A 20,068-nucleotide genomic window follows, 5' to 3' on the forward strand; every position below is an offset into this window, starting at 1 on the left:
CCCAACCCCATTGCCATTACACGAGGAGACCCGCATGACGACTTTGGGAGTCGGGGCGATCCTGTCGGCGGAACCCGCCGAGATCGTCCGCCGCTTGACCTTCGCCACCAAGGAGGCCGCCGCAGCCGGCCACGAGGATCTGTTCCATGCCATGTCGCGCGTCAATCTCGCGCATGCCGTGATGCTGCGCGACCGCAACCTGATACCGCCCGAGGCCGCGCGGGCGCTGGTGGCGCTGATGGTCGAACTGTTCGAGCGCGGACCGTCCAGCGTCGCGCTGGAGGCCGGCGCCGGCGACCTGTATCCGCAGATCGAGGCGCACGCGGCCGCGCTGCTGGGCGCCGACGTGGCGGGCTACCTGCAGCTCGGGCGGTCGCGCGGCGACGTCATTCCGTCGGCGATGCGCCTGAAGCTGCGTATCAAGCTGATGCGCCTGCTGGCGTCGGTGCTGGCCCTGCGCGAAGCGATTCTCGATCGGGCCGTCGAGCATGCCGATACCATCATGCCCGCCTACACGCACTGGCAGCAGTCGCAGATCATGACGGTGGGGCATTTCCTGGGCCGGTTCAGCGCCTGGCTGGAGCGGGATACGCAGCGCCTGTTCGAATGCGTGTCGCGCCACAATCTTTCGGTGCTGGGCAGCGCCAACGGCGTGGGCACCAGCGTGCGGGTCGACCGCGCAATGACCGCCGCCTGGCTGGGGCACGACGAGCCCACGCTGTCCACGGGCGACGGCACCAATGCCTGGGACTACATGATCGAACCCGTATCGGTGGCGGTGCTGCTGTGCTCCCACCTGGCGCGCCTGACGGGCAACTTCATTCTCTGGCACACCCAGGAGTTCGGCATGGTGCGGCTAAGCGATGCATTCTGCACCGCCAGCACCTATCTGCCGCACAAGCGCAATCCCGAACCGCTCGAGACCGTCAAGGTGTTCGCCGAGCAGGTGCAGGGGGCGCTGGCCACGGTCTACCTGATGGCGCGCAACGAGGACTGGCCGCACAGCCTCATCAACCACGGCTTCGACGCGATCAATGGCGCCTTGACGCTCAGCGGCGACGCGGCGGACCTGACCGGCGCCATCATGCGCGACATCAGCTTCGACCCCGCGCGCATGCGCGAGCTGCTGGACCTGAGCTATGCCACGGCGTCGGAAGTGGCCAACACGCTGGTGGCGGCCGGCGGCCTGCCGTTTCGGGAGGCGCACGAGATCGTCGGCACGGCGGTACGCGCCTGCATGGCGGACGGACGGGCTGCGCTCACGCTGGCGCGGGTGCGCGACGCGGCCCGCGGCATGGGCATCGACCTGCCGCCGATCGACGATGCGCAGCTGGCTGCCTGCATCGATCCGGGCAATTTCGTGCAGGCCATCCATTCCAGCGGCGGGACGGCGCCCGCGGAGGTGCGCCGCGTGCTCGCCGTGTGGCGGGACGCGCTGCACGCGGACCAGCGCGCGTGGCGGCAGTGGCAGGACCGCTACGACGAGGCGGACCGCGCATTGCTGGCGAGCGCGCGCGGCGGCGCTTGAATCCGGACCGGCGCGGCGGCCGCTACCGTCGCCCGGCTGTTTACTTCAGGAGGTTTGCATGGCTGACCTGTTTTCAGTGCTGCGTATCGCATACACCCTTGCGCTGGGCGCGGCGCTGGCCGCGCCGGCGGCCGTCGCGGCGCCGTTTCCCGACCGTCCGGTGCGCCTGGTCGTGCCCTATCCGCCGGGCGGCGGCGCCGACATCTTCGCCCGCACCCTGTCCGAGCCGCTGGCGGCCCAGCTGGGCCAGCCAGTCATCGTCGAGAACCGGCCCGGGGCCAACGGCATCATCGGCACCGATGCCGTCGCCCGCGCCGCGCCCGACGGCTACACCATCCTGCTGGGCAACAGCGGGCCCAATGCCATCAACCAGGCCATTTATCCCGACCTTCCCTATGACGCGGTCGACAGCTTCGAGGAAGTCAGCCTGATCGGCTACACCACCCATGTGCTGGTGGTGCATCCGGGCGTGCAGGCCCGCTCGGTGACCGAGCTGATCGCGCTGGCGCGCCGCTCGCCCGGGCAGCTGAACTTCGCCTCGACCGGGCAGGGCGGCACGCCGCACCTGGCGGGCGAGCTGTTCAAGCTGATGACCGGCACGGACATGGTGCACGTGCCCTACAAGGGCGCGTCGCCCTCCAACGCGGACGTGATCGCCGGGCAGGTGCAGCTGACGTTCAACACGCTGCCGCCGTTGATGACCTCGATCAGGGCCGGCAAGGTGCGCGCGCTGGCCGTCACCGGCAAGCAGCGTTCGCAACTGCTGCCCGAGGTGCCCACCATCGATGAGGCCGGCGTGGCCGGCTACGATGTGCAGACCTGGTACGGCATCCATGCGCCGGCGGGCACGCCGGCGGCGGTCGTGGATCGGCTCAACCAGGCCCTGGTGGCCGTCCTGTCCAACGCCCAGGTGCGCGCGGCGCTGGTGGGGCAGGGCTATGAGGTTGCCACCAGCACCCCCGGCGAGTTTTCCCGGATGGTGCGCGACGACGTGGCGAAGTGGCGCAAGGTCGTGAAGGAGGCCAAGGTCAAGGTCGACTGAGCCGGCGCGCAGGTGTCTTGTATCTTTCCTCCGGTGGTGATTAGCTATCACCACCGCGCGCCGATGACCGCGAGTTGGTGCCCAAAGCGAGGACTTTGTGGGACAGATAGCGGCTCGGCAGCGCACTGCTGGGCCGGCGAGACACTGGACGGTATCGTAGGGCGAGGACCCTGTATGTACAAGGCAAGTGGGCGCAGTGGCTGACAGCAGTTTGTTATCTGCAGGAGGCCAAGTCCATGTTTTCATAGGTATTGATGTATCAAAGGCCAAGCTGGATTGCACGTTGCTGACGGCTGAGGCTGACAAGCATAAGACCAAGGTGGTGGTCAACACCGCCGCGGGCGTACAAGCCCTGCTGGCGTGGTGCGCCAAACACGGCGCACAGCCGGCGCAGTTGCACGCCATCCTGGAGCCTACGGGTCTGTATCACGAGCAAGCGGCCACGGCGCTGCCCCAGGTCCGGGTCTCTTTGGTCAATCCCGCCCAGGCCCGGGACTTTGCCAAGGCCTTGGCGCTGCGCTCCAAAAATGATGCGCTCGACAGCTACGTGCTGGCTCGCTATGGACAGACGCTGAGCCCGGCGCTGTGGCACCCGGCGCCCTTGCATGCGCGTCAACTGCGCGCCTTGTTGACGCGACGCGAGGCGCTGAGCAAGGATCTGTTGCGTGAGCTCAATCGCAAAGAGAAGAGCCAGTTCAGCCCCTCGGCGCCCTTGGTCGATGGTTCCATCGACAAGGCCATCGCGTTCTTGCGCGAACAGATCAAACAAATCGAGCGGGCGATCGATCAGCACATCGACAACCACCCCGACCTCAAGCAAGACTGCGAGCTGCTGAACTCCATCCCCGCCATCGGGCCTCAGGCCGGCAACGCCATCCTGGCCGTCATGCACAATCGGCATATCGACTCCGCCCAGAGCCTGGCCGCCTATCTCGGGGTGGTCCCTGTGCAGCGCCAATCCGGCAGCAGTCTGAACAGCTGCGCACGCCTGTCCAAAGCCGGCCCCTCCCAGGTGCGCGCCACGTTATACATGGCGGCCCTGGTTGGGACCCGCCACAACCCCCACATCCGCGCCCTTTACCAGCGCCTGCTCAAAGCAGGAAAAAGCAAAAAGGCCGCGCTGGGCGCGGCCATGAGAAAACTGGTGCATCTGTGCTTCGGGGTCCTCAAAAACCGCATCCCCTACCAGCCCAATTACGCCATGAACGGTTGACTGCCAAGACGGTATCTGTCCCCGCAGGGGGGCTGGCGCCTGCAAGATTTCATGGCGTCTGCCCGTGCGTGTGCCTGTCCCCGCTGGGACAGGCACACTGCCGTACGCCATCGACGCTTGACGACTAAGACAGTATCTGTCCCCGCAGGGGGACTGACACCTGCTGATTGTCGACACCCGCCCCGTGCGCCAGCGCTCAGTACGTGCCGGGGTACGCGCCGCCATCGATCAGCATGTTCTGCCCGGTGATGTAGCCGGCGTGCACGCTGCACAGGAAGGCGCAGAGCGCGCCGAACTCGTCGGGACGGCCGAAGCGGCCGGCGGGGATGCCCAGCTGCTGTTCCTCGCGCAGCGCTTCGATACTTTGGCCGCACGCCTGCGCCGCGACGCGCATCGTGCTCTTCAGCCTGTCGGTGTCGAACCTGCCCGGGAGGATGTTGTTGATGGTGACCCCGCGGGCCGCGATCTCCGAGCGGGCCAGGCCGGCGATAAAGCCGGTCAGGCCGGAGCGGGCGCCATTGGACAGGCCCAGCGTGCTGATCGGCGCCTTCACGGCGGTCGAGGTGATGTTGACGATGCGTCCGAAGCCGCGCGCCTGCATGCCGTCCACCGTGGCCTTGATCAGCGCGATGGGCGTCAGCATGTTGGCGTCGATCGCCTTGATCCAGTCATCGCGGTCCCAGTCCTGGTATTGCCCCGGCGGCGGACCGCCGGCGTTGGTCACCACGATGTCGAAGTCCGGCCCGGGGCCGCCCGGCGCTTCGAGCGCGGCCTGCCTGCCTGGCTCGGTGGTGATGTCGCAGGCGACGGCGATGACCTTGCCTGCCTGGCCGCCCGATTGCCGGGCCTGGTTTTCGGCGTCCTTGCGCAGCGCGGACGCCGCGTCCTGCAAGACGCCGTCGTTGCGCGCGTTGATGACGACGTTGACGCCGTTCTGCAGCAGCGCGCTGGCGCAGCCATAGCCGAGCCCCTTGCTGGCGCCGCATACCAGCGCCCACCGTCCTGCAATGCCGAGATCCATGTGTGTCTTCCTTGGGTTGGATGGCCGGTCCGAGCGGGAACGGGCCTGAATTACGAAAAGCGTGGGGGGCGCCGCCGTCAGCCTGCGGCCGGGCCGGCGCGCGCCGCCGGCACTGCGTCGACCAGCTCCCAGGCCTGGCGCAGCATCTCGTAGGCCTGGCGCGCGGGCGAGTCGTCCGCATGCGGGCGTATCCACAGGTGATAGGTCATCTCGGGCAGCGGCGGCAGGCCGTCGGCCTCGTCCAGCATGCGCATGTCGGGCGCGAGCAGGTCGATGCTGCGCGGGGTGACGCCCAGTCCGGCGCGGATCGCCGCCTTGATGCCGACCAGGTCGGGCACGATGCGCGTGACCGTCCAGCGTATATGGTGCTGCTCGAGCGCCGCCAGGGCCATTTCGCGATAGATGCTGGAGCCGTCGGCCAGGATCAGCGGCAAGGCCTTGTCGGGGCGGTGCACATAGTCCGCGGCGCATAGCCAGACCACCGGCGAGCGTTTCAGGATCAGCCCCTCGAATTCCTGGTGAAAGCGGGCCGAGATGGCCATGTCGATTTCGCCGCGCTGCAGCAGCTCGAACAGCCGCGGCGCGCGGTCTATGCAGACGTCGATGTTCAACTGCGGCAAGGCCTGGCTGGCCTGCCGCAGGATGGAGGGCAGCAGGGTCTCGACGGCGTCGTGCGGCGAGCCGATGCGCAGCGTGCCCTGCAGGCGTTCCTGGAAAACGCGGAAGACCTCGTCGTTGAGCGCCAGCACCTGGCTTGCGTACTTGAGCATCTTCTGCCCGTCCTCGGTCAGGACGCGGCTGCGCCCCTGCTTCTCGAACAGGGCGGTGCCCAGCGTCGCTTCCAGCTGATGCATCTGGTGGGTAATGGCCGGCTGTGTCTTGAACAGCTTTTCCGCGGTGGCGGAAAAGCTGCCGGTCTGCGCAATGGTCACCAGAGTGCGCAACTGCTGCATGTCCAGATGGCGCACGGATCGTATCCCCTGTCTTGATTTATTAATCATTTTAATGGTTCAGGAAAATCTTTCATTAGTAGACGCTGCGCCGGCTACCTAGAATTCCTCTCGTTGTCTGTGCCCGCCGCATGCGCGGGCGCGCATTTCGCTCCTGCCCGGGCGGCGCCTGTCGCGCCGCGGGCAGGTCCGTCCGAACACTTTCACTTCTGCAGGTGCTCATGAAGTTCGATACGCTGCTGACCCATGGCGGTCGCGACCCGAAGGCGCACAAGGGGATGGTGAACACACCTGTCTACCGCACCTCAACCGTTGTATTCGAGTCCATGGCCGAGTACAAGGCAACCCGTGGCGCGAAGTTCGACCACGTACGCTACGGGCGGCTCGGCACGCACACCGTGAAGGAGCTGGAGAACCTGGTGGCCGCCATCGAAGGCGGCCATCGGGCGGTTCTCACGCCCTCGGGCGTTTCGGCCATCGCCACGACCCTCAATACCCTGGCCCGTCCGGGCTCGCACATCCTGGTGCCAGACAACGTCTATTACCCCTGTCGCGAGTTCTGCGAAAAGGTGCTGGCGCCGCGCGGCGTGCGCGTCGAGTACTACGCCGGTTCGGAGGTCGAGCGCCTGGTCCGCCCCGATACCTCGGTCGTGTACTGCGAGAGCCCTGGTTCGCTGACCATGGAAATGCAGGATTTCGCCCGCATCGCCGCCGCCGCGCATGCGGTCGGCGCCAAGGTGGTGGCCGACAACACCTGGGCGACGCCGGTATTCCTGCAGCCGTTCGAGCACGGCATCGACGTCTCCATCCATGCCGCCACCAAGTACCTGGTGGGCCATTCGGACGTGATGATGGGGACGGTGACGGCGCATGACCCCGAGCTGTGGCTGGCCATCCGCACGGAAGCGGCCGCGCAGGGCCTGTCCATCAGCCCCGACGACGCCTATCTGGCCACGCGCGGTATCCGCACGCTGGGGGTGCGCATGGCGGCGCACTACCGCAACGCGCTGGACGTGGCGCAATGGCTGGCCGGGCATCCACGGGTGGCGCAGGTGCTGTATCCGGCGCTGCCGCAGCACCCCGACCACGCGCTGTGGCGCCGCCAGATGCGCGGCGCCTCGGGCCTGCTGACCCTCGAACTGGAGCCCTGCAGCCTCGAGCAGCGCGACGCCTTCATCGACCGGCTGACGCTGTTTGCCATCGGCGCGAGCTGGGGCGGCTACGAGAGCCTGGTGCTGCCGGCCGATACCGCCGGCAAGCGCAGCCTGGCGGGCAGGGACTATGCCGGGCCGCTGGTGCGGCTGCATATCGGATTGGAAGATGTCGAAGACTTGAAGCGCGACCTGGACCAGGCGCTGCGCCGGGAGGATTGAACCGTGTCGAAAATACAAGACTTGTTGTCCGGCATGCAGCCGGGAACCGTGGCGCATGACTACCTGCCGGTGGGCACCATGAGCTCGGGCATGGCCATCGCCATCCCGGTGACGGTGATCAAGGGGGCGGCGCCGGGACCTTGCCTGTGGGTCAATGGACAGGTGCATGGCAATGAACTCAACGGCGTGATCGCCGCGGTGGAGCTGGGCCGCCGGGTGGATCCGGCCGCGCTGTCGGGCAGCCTGGTCATCACGCCCACGGCCAACCCCCTGGGGCTGGACAACCGCACCAAGACGGCGCCGCAGGATCTGCAGGACCTGGACCAGACTTTCCCGGGCAATCCGCAGGGGATGGTGACCAACCATATGGCCCATGCCCTGTTCCAGGAAGTTCGGGCGGTGGCCTCGTGCCTGGTGAACATGCATACGATGGGCTCGATCCACGACAGCAAGCCGTACTGTGTCTACAAGGTCTTTCCGGGCAGCGCGGTCACCGAGGCGCAGCTGCTGCGCATGACCTCGTTCTTCGAACCCTCGGTCAGCTGCCGCATGGACGTGGGCGGCGCGGGCGAACTGCCCGGCAACATTGCCGGCGGGCTGGATTACCAGTGCCTGGCCATCGATGTGCCGGCCTTCATGGTCGAACTGGGCCAGGGCAGCTGGTACACGCCGGAGAACGTCGAGCAGGCGCTGACCGGGCTGCTGCGCCTGGCGAGCCACCTGGGCCTCATCGACGAAAGCGGCGTATCCGCCGGCGCTCCCGCGCCCGCCAGCGTGCGCCGGGTCACCCGGCGCCGCTGGGTGATGGCGCGCCATGGGGGCTTGTTCCTGGCGGCCGGGCGGGCCGGCCAGATCGTGCCGGCCGGCGCGCCGCTGGGCCGCATCGTGGATTTGCATGGCGCCGGGGTGGAGGCCGTCAGCCTGGATACCGATTGCATCGTCATCGGCATGCGACGCGATCCGGTGGTGCACACCGGCGACCGCGTGGCGTTCGTGGCAACGCAATGGGACCAGGCCGATATCGGCGCCGGCTGAGGCGCGGCGCCGCGATACCCGTCCATTCCGATTCGAGCAGGTCCGGCGCCGCGGGCGGCGCCGGTGGTTGCGTTCGGCCCGCGCCCGCGGCGCGTGGCCTTTTTCAACGAAGAACAGAGGGGAATACCATGCAACATACTCTCGCGAAGTATCTGGCCGCCGCCGTCGCGGTACTGCCCTGGACCGCCGGGGCGCAGGACAAGGCCGCCAAGCCCTGGCAGCCGGACGGCCCGGTGACGCTCATCCTGGGCTATGGCGCGGGCGGCGGGCACTATGCCCTGGCGCAGGTGCTCCAGGCCCGCATGGCCGAGGAACTGGGCCAGCCGCTGATCGTCATGCCCAAGCCGGGCGCCGGCGGATTGATCGCGACCGACTTCGTCGCCAACGCGCGGCCCGACGGCCGCACCATCACCTGGTCCGGGCCGGGCGTGCTGACGATCTGGCCGCAGTTGCGCCAGATTTCCTATGACCCCAAGAAGCTGACCCCGGTCAACCTGCTGGTCCAGATGGGCTACATGCTGGTGACCAAGCCGGGAGAAAGCCGCTGGAACAGCGTGCAGGACGTGATTGACGGCAGCAAGAGCGGCGACGTGACGTATTCGTCGGTGGGCGTGGGCACCTCGAACTCGATGACCGGCCATTTGCTCAATGCCATGACCGGCAGCCGGCTGCGCGAGATCGGCTACAAAGGGGGCGGCCCGGCGCTGATGTCCACCATGGCCGGCGAGACCGATATCGGGTTCGGCGATACGGCCACCCATGAGCTGATCGCCGCCGGCCGGCTGCGCGCCATCGCCACCACCACCCGCCAGCGCGAGCCGCGTTTTCCCGACGTGCTGACGGTGGCCGAGACCGTGCCGGGCTACGAGGTGACCAACTGGCTGGGCGTCATCGCGCCGCCGGGCACGCCGCAGCCCATCGTGGATCGCTACCAGCAGATCTTCGCCAAGCTGATGGCCGAGCCGGAGATCGCCAAGCGCGTCAAGGAACTGGGCATGACGCCCGACGTCGGCACGCCGCAGGCATTCAGCGAGCTGATCGATTCGGAGACGCAGCTGTGGAAGCGCCTGATCCGCGACCAGAACATCAAGGTTGAGTAAAGCATGCCGACAGGAGAGAAGACGATGACTACGATGCAACAACGTTACGATGCGGTGAAAGACGCCATGGCGCAGATCGGCCGTCTGGCTGCGCAGCTCGACGGCGAGGCGCTGCGCGAGGCGATCGGCCCGGTGCTGGTCGCCCTGGGCGAGCGCGACGAGCTGTTTCCGCGCGATGAGTTCCCGATCCGGGCCGGCAAGCCCGGCGGGCTGTATCAGTTGTGGCGCGGCGAGAGCGGCGACCTGGCCCTGTATGCGTCGGCGGGCAAGACCGGCAAGAAGCAGCCGCCGCACGATCACACCACCTGGGCGGTGATCGCCGGCGTGTACGGCGAAGAGCACAACGTGTTCTTCGAACGCACCGACGATGGCTCGCGCGCCGGTTTCGGCACGTTGCGCCAGATCGACGCCCTGACCGTGGTCCAGGGCAACGCCGCGCGCCTGAGCGGCGAGGTGTTCCACACGATCGAAGTCGTGTCCGAGGAAGATTCGCTGCACCTGCACCTGTATGGCCGCGCGCTCGATACGCTGAGCGGACGCATCAATTTCGCCACGGAAGAAGGCGGCGCCTATACCCGCTTCATGGCGGTGCCGGAAACCTACGCGCCCTGGATCGCGCCGCGCGATTTGTACGAGATGCTGACCGACGGCGGCGAGCTGGCCATCCTGGACGTGCGCGAGAACGGCGTCTATACCCAGGGGCACCTGTTCCATGCCGCGTCCATGCCGTTGTCGGTGTTCGAGCTGCGCGTCGACGACGGACTGCCGTCGCCGCACGTGCGCATCGTGGTGATCGACGACGCCGACGGCCTGGCCGAGCAGGCGGTGCGCCTGCTGCATCAGCGCGGCTACCACAACGTGGCGGTGCTGCAGGGCGGACAGCCGGGCTGGAATGCTGCCGGCCTGCCGGTATATACCGGCGTTTTCGTGCCCAGCAAGGCTTTTGGCGAAGTGGCCGAGCACGTCTACGGCACGCCCAGCATCAGCGCCGTCGAGCTCGACGCGCTGCGGCGCAGCGAGGAGGTGCTGGTGCTCGACAGCCGCACCGAACAGGAATTCAACCTGATGTCGGTGCCGGGCGCCTATTCGTGCCCGGGCGCCGAGCTGGTGGCGCGTGCGCTGGACCATGCCGGCCCCATCGTCGTCAACTGCGCCGGCCGTACCCGCTCCATCATCGGCGCGCAGTCGCTGCGCAACGCCGGCAAGACAGACGTGCGGGCCCTGGAAAACGGCACGATGGGCCAGCACCTGGCCGGCCTGCCGCTCGAACGCGGCAAGTCCGCCAGCTACCTGGACCGCCCGGTCGCCGCCGGCGCCGCGCAGGCGGCGCAGGCGTGGGCGCTGGGCATGTCCATCGCCACGCTGGACGCGGGCGAATTGCACGACATGCTGTCCAACCCCTATCGCACCACGTACCTGTTCGACGCACGCGATCCGTCCTGCTCGTCGCGGGCGACCCTGCCGCGCGCGGTGGCCGCGCCCGGGGGACAGCTGGTCCAGCAGACGGATTACTACGCGCCGGTGCGCAATGCGCGCATCGTGGTGTTCGACACCGACGGCGTGCAGGCGCCGATGACCGCCGGCTGGCTGCACCAGATGGGCTGGGAAGTCTATCTGCACCGGCCCGAGGCAACGGCGCTGGTCGCGCCGCCGCGCGTCGAGTACGACGACGAGCGTGGCGTGCCGGTCGAGGCCGTCGCGGCCGACGCCGTGATCATCGACGTGGGGGATTCGCGTACCTATCGGGCCGGCCACCTGGCCGGCGCCGCCTGGGCGCCGCGCTCGCGCCTGCCGGCCTTGCTGGCGCAGCGCAAGCCCGCCGGGCCGCTGCTGTTCACGTGCGCGGACGGTCGGGTCTCGCGGCTGGCGGCGGCCGACGCCGCCGCGCAGGGCTACCAGGCCGCCTACCTGAAGGGAGGCACCGCGGCGCTGGGCGCGGACCGGCTGCGCGGCGACGCGCCGCAGTTCCTGACCGAGGCGATCGACGTCTGGTACCGCCCCTATGACCGCGAGACCGGCATCGAGGAAGCCATGCACCAGTACCTGAGCTGGGAAACCGGCCTGCTGGACAAGGTCCGGTCCGACCCCACCGTGGCGTTTCGCATCTGAACGCGGCGACGGCCCCGCGCGCTTGCGCGCCGGGGCCGTCGCGGCCGGCAGGCGAGCCCGGACTGCTCAGCTGGGCGTGATGCCGGCCGCTTCCACGAACGATTTCCAGCGCTGCTTGTCCTGCTGCACGAAGGCGTCGATTTCGGCGGGGGTGGCCGGCGGGTAGGTCAGAAAGCCCTGGTCCACGTAGGTCTTCTGTACCGAAGGCTTGGCGATGGTCTGCCGGAACTCGTGGTTCAGCTTCTGGACGATCTCCGCCGGCGTCTTGCGCGGCGCGAACACCGCATGCCAGGTGACGACTTCGTAGTCGCTGCCGATCACGCTGGCGATCGTCGGCAGCTTGGGGGCCCAGGGCAGGGGCTCGGCGCTGGAGACGGCCAGGGCGGTCAGCTTGCCGGCCCTGACCAGCGGGTCGACGACCGACCAGGCATCGATGTGGAAGGTATTGCGTCCGGCCGCCAGGTCGGACATCGCCGTCATGTCCTTGTAGGGGACATGCAGCACGCCCGGCGCGCCGATCTTCTTGGTGAAGATCGCGCTGGCGATGTGGCTGGACGTGCCGATGCCATACGAGCTGTAGCTGCACTGCTGCTGGTTCTTGCGCAGGTAGTCGATGAAGGCCTGCGGGGTCTTGATGCCCAGGCCGGCGTTGACCACTAGCACCAGGGGCAGCTTGGCGGTGCGCGAGACGGCCGCGAAATCCTTGTCGGGATCGAAGGGCAGGGTGCGGTAGACGTACGGGTTGATGCAGAACGGCGTGGCCGTGGAATAGAGCAGGGTGGTGCCGTCGGGGCGGGAAATGCCGACCTGGCGGGTGCCGATGTTGCCGGCGGCGCCGGGCTTGTTCTCGACGATGAACTTGCCGCCCAGGCGTTCGCTGACGTCATTGACCAGCAGGCGGGCTATGACATCGGTGCTGCCGCCCGAGCCGTACGGCACGACGACGGTGACCGGACCGGCGGGGTAGGCGCCCGCCTGCGCCAGGGCAAGCCGGGGCAGGGCGGCGGCTCCGCACAGGCCGGTCAGTACTCTCAATGCATTGCGACGCTGATTGTTCATGGAGCGCTCCATAGATATTTTTCCGGTTCGCTTCGGCGGCCGGGGCATCGGGACGGTGCGAGGCCCTGGCCGGGTGGATGAGCGAGAACCGGTGTCTGCGCCCGCTGTTCAGCGGGCCCTCCAGTGGTCGTAGGCATCCCGCGCCTGGTACCAGCTGCCGATCGCGAACAGGAACCACGGGTTGCCGAAGTAGAAAGGATGGCCTGGAATTTCCCCCATATCGAATGCGTTGATCGGTTCGCCCGACTGCGTGGCGATCTTGCGGCCGACGCAGTGGCCCAGGTAGCTCATCATGGCCACGCCGCTGCCATTGCAGCCCAGCGCGTAATGCAAGCCGTCGGCGCCGCCGATGTGGGGCATCGAGTCCAGCGTCATGGCGACGTTGCCGCCCCAGCTGTGGGTGATGCGCGTGCCGGCCAGTTGCGGAAAGCGCTTGAGCATGGCGCGGTACAGCAGCCGGGCGGTGGTCGCCTCGTCGGTGGGCACGAAGCGCGCGCGCCCGCCGAACAGCAGCCGCCGCCCGTCCGGCGAGAGCCGGTAGTGGTTGACGACGCGGCGCGACTCGGACACGGCCCGATTGGTCGGCAGCAGGCTGGCGGCGAGGTCCGGCGGCAGCGCTTCGGTGGCGATCATGTGGGTGCAGACCGGCACGATGCGGCGCTTCAGGCCGCCGAGGTTGGCGCCCGTATAGCCGATGGTGGCGATGACCACCTGGCCGGCCCGCACGGTGCCCCGCGCGGTATGGACGTCATAGCCGCCGGCGCGGCGCTCGATGCGTTCGACCGGCGTGCGGCCAAGCACGCGCGCGCCCGCGTCGCGTGCCGCCCGCAGCATGCCGCCATAGAGCTGGGCGGGTTGCAGGTGGCCGGCGTGCTCGATCAGCGCGGCGCCGTGGTACACGGACGAGCCGATCTCGGCGGCCAGCTCCTCGCGCGGGATCATGCGCGCCTGCGATCCGGTGCAGGCATTGAGCTGGTCCAGGCGCGCCTGCCAGCTCTGGTAGTGCGCGGGCACCCACATGGTGGTGAGCCGCCCCGTGCGGCGCCAGCCGCACTCGATGGCGTACCGTTCGATCAATGATTCGACATAGGCCATCGAGGCCGCGGCGTCGCGCAGCCGCGCGGCCAGGCGCTCGGCGCGCTGGCCGGCGCTTTCGCCGACCGCGGCGAGCGCCTTCTTCTGCACGTTGACGCCGCCCGACACCTGCCCGCCGGAACGGGTGCTGGCGCCTTCGCCGGGACGGCCGGCCTCCAGCACCACGGCCTCGATGCCGGCCTCGCGCAGGGCCAGGGCGCAGCACACGCCGGTGTAGCCGCCGCCCACGATGGCCACGTCGGCGCTGGCCGGCAGGGTGTCCTCGCCGCATTCGGGCGGCTCGTAGCCCTCCCACCAGTAGGGCCGCCGGCGAAAATCCGGCGCAAAGATGTCCCTGGACGCGGCCATGTTCGGCTCCCGCATGGCTGCGCGCTCAGGCGGCCGCGCCGCTGGCCGCGGCAATCGCCTGCGGCGAGGGCAGGTCCGCGTAGCGCTGGCTCAATTGCGCATAGAGCCGCTCGATATCCTGCGCGCCGCCGTCTTGCGGCGGCGCCGAGCCGGCCAGCGCGGCGAACATCTGGTGCTTGACGAAATGCCGCCAGCTGATGGGCAGCGCCGCCATGATGCGCGTCATCGCGTCGTAGCGCGCCGGCGTCCAGACCGCCTCGAAGCGCGAGCGGCCCGGGCCATGGTCGAAATGGGCCTGGCCGCCCCGGTCGGCGCGGCGCAGTTCGCGGGTGGCCGCCTCGTCCACGCTGAGGTCCGCGCGCACCGCGACGCCATAGGCCTCGCGGGCGCGCTGGCGCGACACGAAGCCGCAGCGCACGTCTTCCACCACCTGCTCGATCGGCCGTTCGTAGGGATGGCCATAGCCGCCGCCGGCCGGGCCCTGCAGGCGGATGACGTCGCCCGGGGCGCAGTTCACCAGGTCGCTGTTGCGCAGCTCCTCCGGCGCGTCGGAGTCGGGGTTGCGGATGAAGCGCGAGTTGGCGCCCGCCTTGCCGCCCATGACGCCCCAGGCCGCCAGCTCGGAGCGGTTGCGGTTGCGCGCCGTGACCACGCCGTTGGGCGCCAGCAGCCGGAATTCCATCGTGGCCGCGTTGCCGCCGCGCTGGCGGCCGGCGCCGCCGGTGTCCGGCACCAGGCCGTAGCGGATGATTTCGATCGGCACCTCGGCCTCGTTGATCTCCACCGGCGTGTTCTTCAGGAACGCGTTGTTGGCGCCGCAGCCTTCGACGCCGTCATGTTCCGGTCCGCCGCCGGCGCCGCCGCCGCACGGGCCGATCGACGACAGCACCTGGCGGCCCTCGCGCGTGGCGGTCTTGACGTTGAGCAGGGTCGAGCCGCCGGCCGGGCAGGCCGGCAGGCGATCGGGCATGGCGCGGCTGAAGACGCCGAAGGTGCAGGCCTGGATGACCGCCGCCATCAGGCTGCGCATGCCCACGGCCGCCGGCGCCTGCGGATTGACCACCGTGCCTTCCGGCAGGACGGCATGGCAGGGCCGTACGCTGCCGGCGTTGAGCACGTTGCGCGGCGCCAGGGTATGCATGACGTAGATCAGGCCGACCGTGATCACCGAATGGTGGCCGTCGCCTCCGGTGGGTACGTTCAGCGACGAGGCGACCTGCGGGTCGCTGCCGGTGAAATCCAGCTCCAGTTCGTCGCCGCGCACGCGCAGCGTGATCTGGATGCGGCACGGGTAGCCGCCCACGGTATCTTCGTCGGCGTACTCGGCGAAGCGGTACTCGCCGTCCGGGATCTCGCGGATCAGGGCGCGGGTCTGTTGCTCGGCGTAATCGAGGATGGCCTCGGCGCCCTGCATGAATTCGTCCACGCCGAACCGGTCGATGATCTCGTGCACCTTGCGCTCGCCGACATTGAGCGCGGCGATCTGGGCGTTGAGGTCGCCGCGGTTCTGCTCCGGCATGCGCACATTGACTTCCATGATGCGCAGCACTTTCTCGTCGATGACGCCGTCGCGCGCCAGCAGCATCGGCGGGATGCGCAGGCTCTCCTGGTGGACTTCGGTCAGGGTGCGCGACAGCGACGCCGGCACGGCGCCGCCCATGTCGGTATTGTGGATGTGGCTGCCGACGAAGCAGACCAGGCGGCCGTCGCGGAACACCGGCTTCCAGACGTGCATGTCCGGGGTATGGGTGGCCACGAAGCCGCTGTACGGATCGTTGGTGAGATAGATGTCGCCTTCGCGATAATCGTCGAACATGGCGATGACCCGGCCATAGTCCAGCCCGGTGTACCAGGTCGCGCCGAAGGTCTTGGGCGAGGCGAAGGTCTTGCCCGCCGGCGTCATCAGCTGCGCCGAGAAGTCCTCGGTTTCCTTCACGAAGGTCGAATAGGCGGTGCGCATCAACGTATAGCCCATCGCCTCGGCGGCGGCGGTGCAATGGTTGGCGAGCACTTGCAGGCGGAAATTGTCCACGGTCACGACGCGGCTCCTTCGGTGATGCGCAGATTGGCGTACTCGTCGACCCGGCATGCATAGTCGGGCGGGATGACGGTAGTGCAGTCGTCCTGGGTCACGATGGCCGGGCCGGTGAACTGCTGGCCCGCCGCCAGGGCGGTGCGCGCGTACAGCGGCACCTCGTGCCAGGCGCCGTCCAGCCAGACGCGTACCTTGCGTTCGGCGCGCGGCGCGCCGGGGCGCAGCGCATGGCGCGGGAAGGCGGGCTTGTCGTTGTTGCCGGCGATGACCACGCGCAGGCTGACGATCTGAACCGGAGCCTGTTCGTCGGCGTGCCCGTACAGGCGCCGGTGCATGTCGTGGAAGGCCTGGCCCACCGCCTGCACGTCGCCGGCCTCGATGTGGATCGGGTCCAGCACGGTATCGATCTCGTACGACTGGCCGCGATAGCGCATTTCGGCCGAGTACACCAGCTCGGCCTCCTCGGCGTGTCCCTGTTCCTGCGCCAGCCATTGGCGCGCGCGCCCGGCCAGGGTGGCGAATTCGTCGCACACGAAGGCCAGCCGGTCGGCGCTGAGGTCGGTGTACACGGTCTTCAGGAAGTCGCTCTTGAGGTCGGCGATCAGGCCGCCCAGCGCGCTGAGGGTGCCGGGCGAGGGCGGCACCACGATCTCGCGGACCTTGAGCTCGCGCGCCAGGAAGCAGCCCAGCATCGGGCCGGCGCCGCCGAAGGCCAGCACGGCATACTCGCGCGGATCGATGCCGTAGCGCGACACCAGGCCGCTGACCTCCGAATACATGCCGGAGACGGCGATCTGGATGATGGCCTCGGCCGTTTCCTCGATGCCGCGGCCCAGCCTGTCGGCCAGCTCGCCCACCGCCTGGCGCGAGGCGTCGGCATCGACCGTGACGGCCTGGTAGCCCAGTTCGGAATGGCCGACCAGCCCGCAGCAGACGAAGGCGTCGGTAATGGTGGCGCGCGTGCCGCCGCGCCGATAGCAGGCGGGGCCCGGATGCGAGCCCGCGCTTTCCGGGCCCACCTTGAGCACGCCCAGCGGGTCCACCCAGGCAATGGAGCCGCCGCCTTCGCCCACCGAGGACACCGAGACGGACGGGATGTAGATCTGGAAATCGCCGATCAGCTCGCCCACGCCGTATTGCGGCTTGCCGTCGACGATGACCGCGATGTCGGCGCTGGTGCCGCCGATGTCCAGGCTCAGGCAGCGCGGCAGGCCGGCCGTTGCCGCGACGTGGCTGGCGCCGATGACGCCGGCGGCGGTGCCCGACAGGATCATCTGCACGCAATCGCGCTTGCCCTGCTCGGCGGTCATCACGCCGCCGTTGGATTTGGTCAGGCGCGGCTCGGGCTGCACGCCGGCGTTCTTCAGCGCCTGCTGCAGCGATGTCAGGTAATGGGCGACGCGCGGCTGCACATAGCCGCCGATCACGGCGGTGATGGTGCGCTCGTACTCGCGGATGATGGGCCAGGTCTCGCTGGAGCACGACACCGGCAGGCCGGGCGCCAGCGCTTCGGCGATTTCACGCACGCGCAGTTCATGCGCCGGGTTGCGGTAGGCGTGCAGCAGCGAGACCACGATGCCTTCGGCGCCCGCGTCCAGCGCCTGCCGGACCGCGCGCTCCACGCTGGCCTCGTCCAGCGGCGCGCGCACCGTGCCGTCAGGGCCCATGCGCTCGGCGATGCCGAACACCATGCTGCGCTTGACCAGCGGCGCGGGCCGCCGCGACAGCAGGTGATACATGTCGGGGGTTTTCAGCCGCGCCAGCTCGAGCACGTCGCTGAAGTTCTCGGTGGTGAACAGCGCCAGCTTCAGGCCCTTGCGCTGGATGACCGTATTGATGCCGACCGTGGTGCCGTGCGTGAAATACGTGATCTGCTCGGGCTGGATGCCGTAGCGCTCGCCCAGCATGCGCACCCCGGCGATGACTTCTTCGCCGGGTTGGTCGGGCCGCGAAAAGACCTTGAGACTTTTGATTTCACCGCTGTCTTCGTCGAATACGGCGAAATCGGTGAATGAGCCGCCGATATCGACGCCTACCCTGTACCCCATGGTGCCCCCATCGATGTCGCGCAAAGCCGATAAACGCTTGCAAAGTGCCCGCGAGCCGTTTAAACTTTCCGCTAGGTGAACAACATTTTCATGAAGTGGTCAAATGAATGATAATCGCTCGGTCCAGAGGTGTCTAGCGCTGCTGCGCAGTTTCCGCAGCGGCCCGGGGCAATCGCTCACCGCCTTGTCCAAGGCGGTCGACCTGCCGCATTCCACCGTGCTGCGCTTTCTGACCACGCTCGAGAGCGAAGGCTATGTGCGCAAGGAAGGCACGTTGTGGTCGTTGACGCCCCAACTGCTGGAGATCGGCTTTGCCGCGCTGGCCAACACCGGGGTCAACGATGTGATCCAGTCCGCCCTGCAGGAGCTGGCGGACCAATGCGCGGGCACGGCCAACATCGGCGAGCGCAGCAAGAACGACGTCATCATCATCGCGCGGGCCAGCTCGGAAGCCGAGCGGCGCAAGATCCTGGTGGTCAATCTGCGCGTGGGCAATGCGCTGCCGCCGGCCAGCGCGCTGTGCTCGGCGCTGGACCTGCCCGAAGACCAGTGGGCGATCGCCCGGTACCCCGAGCGCAAGGTCACCACCGTGGGGGTTGCGCTCTTCTCCAGCCAGGCGCGCGGTCTTTCATTGGGCCTGTCCGTCAACGACGACGACTACGACATGCCGCGCATCGAGGCCGAGGTGTTGCCGCGCCTGCGTGCGCAGCGCGATCACATCCGGCGCCTGATGAGCCTGGGCGAGATGTAGGCCTGCGCCACTATTCCCCTGGTTGCAGCATGGGTTGCGCGGCATGGCGCGGGCCGGCCGCATTGTTTGATGGCGCGCAAACGGGCGAGCCGCGCTCCTTTCCCTTTGCGCGCGCGGGGGCGTAAAGTAGGGATTGCCCGATGCGCGGTCGCGCGTCGCACAATGTGTTGATGGAGGACGTTATGTTCAAGCAGGTATTGGGTGGCATGGCCTTGATGGCGGCGTTCAGCGCGCCGGTTCTCGCGGCCGAATGCTCGGTGGACATTGCCGGCACGGACCAGATGCAATTCGACAAGAAGGCCATCGAGGTCAGCAAGTCGTGCAAGCAATTCACGGTCAACCTCAAGCACACCGGCAAGCTGCCCCGCAACGTGATGGGGCACAACTGGGTGCTGACCAAGACGGCCGACATGCAGGCGGTCGAGAAGGATGGCATAGCCGCGGGCCTGGACAACCAGTACCTGAAGGCCGGCGATACGCGCGTGCTGGCGCACACCAAGGTGCTGGGCGGCGGCGAGTCGGATTCGGTGACGTTCGACGTGGCCAAGCTGGCCGCGGGCGATGACTATACGTTCTTCTGCTCGTTCCCCGGCCATGGCGCCCTCATGAAGGGCACCCTCAAGCTGGTCGACTGAGCGCCGGCGCGGACCCTGGCGCCGCCGCCGGGGCGCGCTGTCAGGCGGCCTGGCGCAGCGGCCGGACCGTATAGGCGCAGCGGCGCGCGCCGGCCAGGATGTGCTCGGCCCGCTCGACCCGCGCCTGCGGGCCGATGATCTCGCGAAACAGGTCCAGTTCGCTGCGGCAGAAGGCCATGCAGGCTTGCGCGGCCGCACAGATGGGACAGTGATTCTCCACCAGCAGGTAGCCATCGTCGGTGGCGACCAATTCGGCCATGTAGCCCTCGCGGCTGCGCACGGCTACCAGGCGCTCCAGGCGCTCGCGCAGGCCGTCGGCGCCTTGCATGGCCTCGGCGTAGCTGGCGCGCATGCTGGCCTCGCGCGCGCCGATCAGCTTGTCTATCCCGCTTTCACCGAAGACCTGGCGCACCGCGCCCAGCATCTGCACCGTCATCTCGGCGTGCATGTCGGGAAAGCGCGCATGGCCGGCCTGCGTCAGCCGCCATATCTGGGTGGGCCGGCCGCGGCCGGCCGAACGCGTTTCGGCGTCCACCAGGCCTTCGACCTGCAGGCGCGCCATCTGCTGGCGCACCGCCTCGGCCGTCACGTCCAGCACCTCGGCGATGGCCGCGATGCCTTGCGGGCCGCGCGTCTTGAGCGTCATGAGAATGCGCTCGGCCGGTTGGTGCGGAACCCAGTGCGTGCTGACAGAGGCGGATTGATCGGACATGGCGGTTGGGCGTC

General features: G+C 68.4%; 16 protein-coding genes. 9 read left to right on the forward strand and 7 right to left on the reverse strand.

From position 1 onward, the window contains the following. The first annotated feature begins 34 nt into the window (after window positions 1–34). The 3 genes from BN118_RS03645 (at window position 35) to BN118_RS03655 (ending at window position 3,783) form a co-directional block, all read left to right on the forward strand. Window positions 35–1,528, forward strand: a complete 1,494-nt coding sequence (locus BN118_RS03645; protein WP_014905529.1) for an argininosuccinate lyase — start codon at window positions 35–37, stop codon at window positions 1,526–1,528. 58 nt (window positions 1,529–1,586) lie between these two features. Continuing rightward, on the forward strand, window positions 1,587–2,570 hold the full coding sequence (locus BN118_RS03650; RefSeq protein WP_003813988.1) for a tripartite tricarboxylate transporter substrate binding protein: 984 nt from the start codon (window positions 1,587–1,589) through the stop codon (window positions 2,568–2,570). A 196-nt stretch (window positions 2,571–2,766) separates the two neighbouring features. After that, window positions 2,767–3,783, forward strand: coding sequence for an IS110-like element IS1663 family transposase (locus BN118_RS03655; RefSeq protein WP_014905421.1), 1,017 nt, complete (start codon window positions 2,767–2,769; stop codon window positions 3,781–3,783). A 196-nt stretch (window positions 3,784–3,979) separates the two neighbouring features. On the opposite strand, the gene BN118_RS03660 is transcribed toward BN118_RS03655, so the two are convergent. Further along, window positions 3,980–4,804: an SDR family oxidoreductase gene (locus BN118_RS03660; RefSeq protein WP_003813987.1), complete on the reverse strand. Its 825-nt coding sequence runs from the start codon at window positions 4,802–4,804 to the stop codon at window positions 3,980–3,982. A 77-nt stretch (window positions 4,805–4,881) separates the two neighbouring features. Next, window positions 4,882–5,805: a LysR substrate-binding domain-containing protein gene (locus BN118_RS03665; protein ID WP_003813986.1), complete on the reverse strand. Its 924-nt coding sequence runs from the start codon at window positions 5,803–5,805 to the stop codon at window positions 4,882–4,884. Window positions 5,806–5,975: 170 nt separating this feature from the next. Here BN118_RS03665 and metC point away from each other — a divergent pair, with 170 nt between their 5' ends. From metC to BN118_RS03685, 4 genes are all read left to right on the forward strand, one after another. After that, the gene (gene metC, locus BN118_RS03670) at window positions 5,976–7,127 is read left to right on the forward strand and encodes a cystathionine beta-lyase (protein ID WP_010930021.1); all 1,152 of its coding nucleotides are present in this window, start codon (window positions 5,976–5,978) and stop codon (window positions 7,125–7,127) included. A gap of 3 nt (window positions 7,128–7,130) precedes the next feature. After that, window positions 7,131–8,162, forward strand: coding sequence for a M14 family metallopeptidase (locus tag BN118_RS03675; protein WP_014905531.1), 1,032 nt, complete (start codon window positions 7,131–7,133; stop codon window positions 8,160–8,162). Between the two features lie 128 nt (window positions 8,163–8,290). After that, window positions 8,291–9,262 (forward strand): tripartite tricarboxylate transporter substrate binding protein, encoded by a 972-nt coding sequence (locus BN118_RS03680; RefSeq protein ID WP_014905532.1) that lies wholly within the window; start codon window positions 8,291–8,293, stop codon window positions 9,260–9,262. Between the two features lie 24 nt (window positions 9,263–9,286). Continuing rightward, window positions 9,287–11,371, forward strand: coding sequence for a rhodanese-like domain-containing protein (locus tag BN118_RS03685; RefSeq protein ID WP_003813982.1), 2,085 nt, complete (start codon window positions 9,287–9,289; stop codon window positions 11,369–11,371). 66 nt (window positions 11,372–11,437) lie between these two features. Here the strand turns inward: BN118_RS03685 and BN118_RS03690 are convergent, their stop codons facing one another. The 4 genes from BN118_RS03690 to BN118_RS03705 form a co-directional block, all read right to left on the reverse strand. Next, window positions 11,438–12,430: a Bug family tripartite tricarboxylate transporter substrate binding protein gene (locus tag BN118_RS03690; protein WP_003813981.1), complete on the reverse strand. Its 993-nt coding sequence runs from the start codon at window positions 12,428–12,430 to the stop codon at window positions 11,438–11,440. A 108-nt stretch (window positions 12,431–12,538) separates the two neighbouring features. Beyond that, window positions 12,539–13,873: an NAD(P)/FAD-dependent oxidoreductase gene (locus tag BN118_RS03695; protein ID WP_010930024.1), complete on the reverse strand. Its 1,335-nt coding sequence runs from the start codon at window positions 13,871–13,873 to the stop codon at window positions 12,539–12,541. A gap of 25 nt (window positions 13,874–13,898) precedes the next feature. Then, window positions 13,899–15,911, reverse strand: a complete 2,013-nt coding sequence (locus BN118_RS03700; RefSeq protein ID WP_014905533.1) for a hydantoinase B/oxoprolinase family protein — start codon at window positions 15,909–15,911, stop codon at window positions 13,899–13,901. Further along, window positions 15,908–17,956, reverse strand: a complete 2,049-nt coding sequence (locus tag BN118_RS03705; protein WP_041166248.1) for a hydantoinase/oxoprolinase family protein — start codon at window positions 17,954–17,956, stop codon at window positions 15,908–15,910. Before BN118_RS03705 ends, BN118_RS03700 begins: the two co-directional genes overlap by 4 nt. A 103-nt stretch (window positions 17,957–18,059) precedes the next feature. Here BN118_RS03705 and BN118_RS03710 point away from each other — a divergent pair, with 103 nt between their 5' ends. After that, on the forward strand, window positions 18,060–18,707 hold the full coding sequence (locus BN118_RS03710; RefSeq protein ID WP_010930027.1) for an IclR family transcriptional regulator: 648 nt from the start codon (window positions 18,060–18,062) through the stop codon (window positions 18,705–18,707). Between the two features lie 140 nt (window positions 18,708–18,847). Beyond that, window positions 18,848–19,342 (forward strand): azurin, encoded by a 495-nt coding sequence (gene azu, locus BN118_RS03715; protein WP_003813974.1) that lies wholly within the window; start codon window positions 18,848–18,850, stop codon window positions 19,340–19,342. A 40-nt stretch (window positions 19,343–19,382) separates the two neighbouring features. Here azu and BN118_RS03720 read toward each other — a convergent pair whose 3' ends face one another. Continuing rightward, on the reverse strand, window positions 19,383–20,054 hold the full coding sequence (locus BN118_RS03720; protein ID WP_010926969.1) for a helix-turn-helix transcriptional regulator: 672 nt from the start codon (window positions 20,052–20,054) through the stop codon (window positions 19,383–19,385). Window positions 20,055–20,068: the final 14 nt, after the last annotated feature.

It is taken from the genome of Bordetella pertussis 18323, from assembly GCF_000306945.1.
In the GTDB taxonomy this organism is placed as follows: domain Bacteria; phylum Pseudomonadota; class Gammaproteobacteria; order Burkholderiales; family Burkholderiaceae_B; genus Bordetella; species Bordetella pertussis.

Coding starts and splice junctions, on each gene's coding strand:
- azu (WP_003813974.1), top strand. CDS start 18,848: ATGCGCGGTCGCGCGTCGCACAATGTGTTGATGGAGGACGTTATGTTC.
- BN118_RS03705 (WP_041166248.1), bottom strand. CDS start 17,956: ATGGGGTACAGGGTAGGCGTCGATATCGGCGGCTCATTCACCGATTTC.
- BN118_RS03680 (WP_014905532.1), top strand. CDS start 8,291: ATGCAACATACTCTCGCGAAGTATCTGGCCGCCGCCGTCGCGGTACTG.
- BN118_RS03695 (WP_010930024.1), bottom strand. CDS start 13,873: ATGGCCGCGTCCAGGGACATCTTTGCGCCGGATTTTCGCCGGCGGCCC.
- BN118_RS03685 (WP_003813982.1), top strand. CDS start 9,287: ATGACTACGATGCAACAACGTTACGATGCGGTGAAAGACGCCATGGCG.
- BN118_RS03690 (WP_003813981.1), bottom strand. CDS start 12,430: ATGAACAATCAGCGTCGCAATGCATTGAGAGTACTGACCGGCCTGTGC.
- BN118_RS03665 (WP_003813986.1), bottom strand. CDS start 5,805: ATGATTAATAAATCAAGACAGGGGATACGATCCGTGCGCCATCTGGAC.
- BN118_RS03720 (WP_010926969.1), bottom strand. CDS start 20,054: ATGTCCGATCAATCCGCCTCTGTCAGCACGCACTGGGTTCCGCACCAA.
- BN118_RS03710 (WP_010930027.1), top strand. CDS start 18,060: ATGAATGATAATCGCTCGGTCCAGAGGTGTCTAGCGCTGCTGCGCAGT.
- BN118_RS03660 (WP_003813987.1), bottom strand. CDS start 4,804: ATGGATCTCGGCATTGCAGGACGGTGGGCGCTGGTATGCGGCGCCAGC.
- metC (WP_010930021.1), top strand. CDS start 5,976: ATGAAGTTCGATACGCTGCTGACCCATGGCGGTCGCGACCCGAAGGCG.
- BN118_RS03650 (WP_003813988.1), top strand. CDS start 1,587: ATGGCTGACCTGTTTTCAGTGCTGCGTATCGCATACACCCTTGCGCTG.
- BN118_RS03645 (WP_014905529.1), top strand. CDS start 35: ATGACGACTTTGGGAGTCGGGGCGATCCTGTCGGCGGAACCCGCCGAG.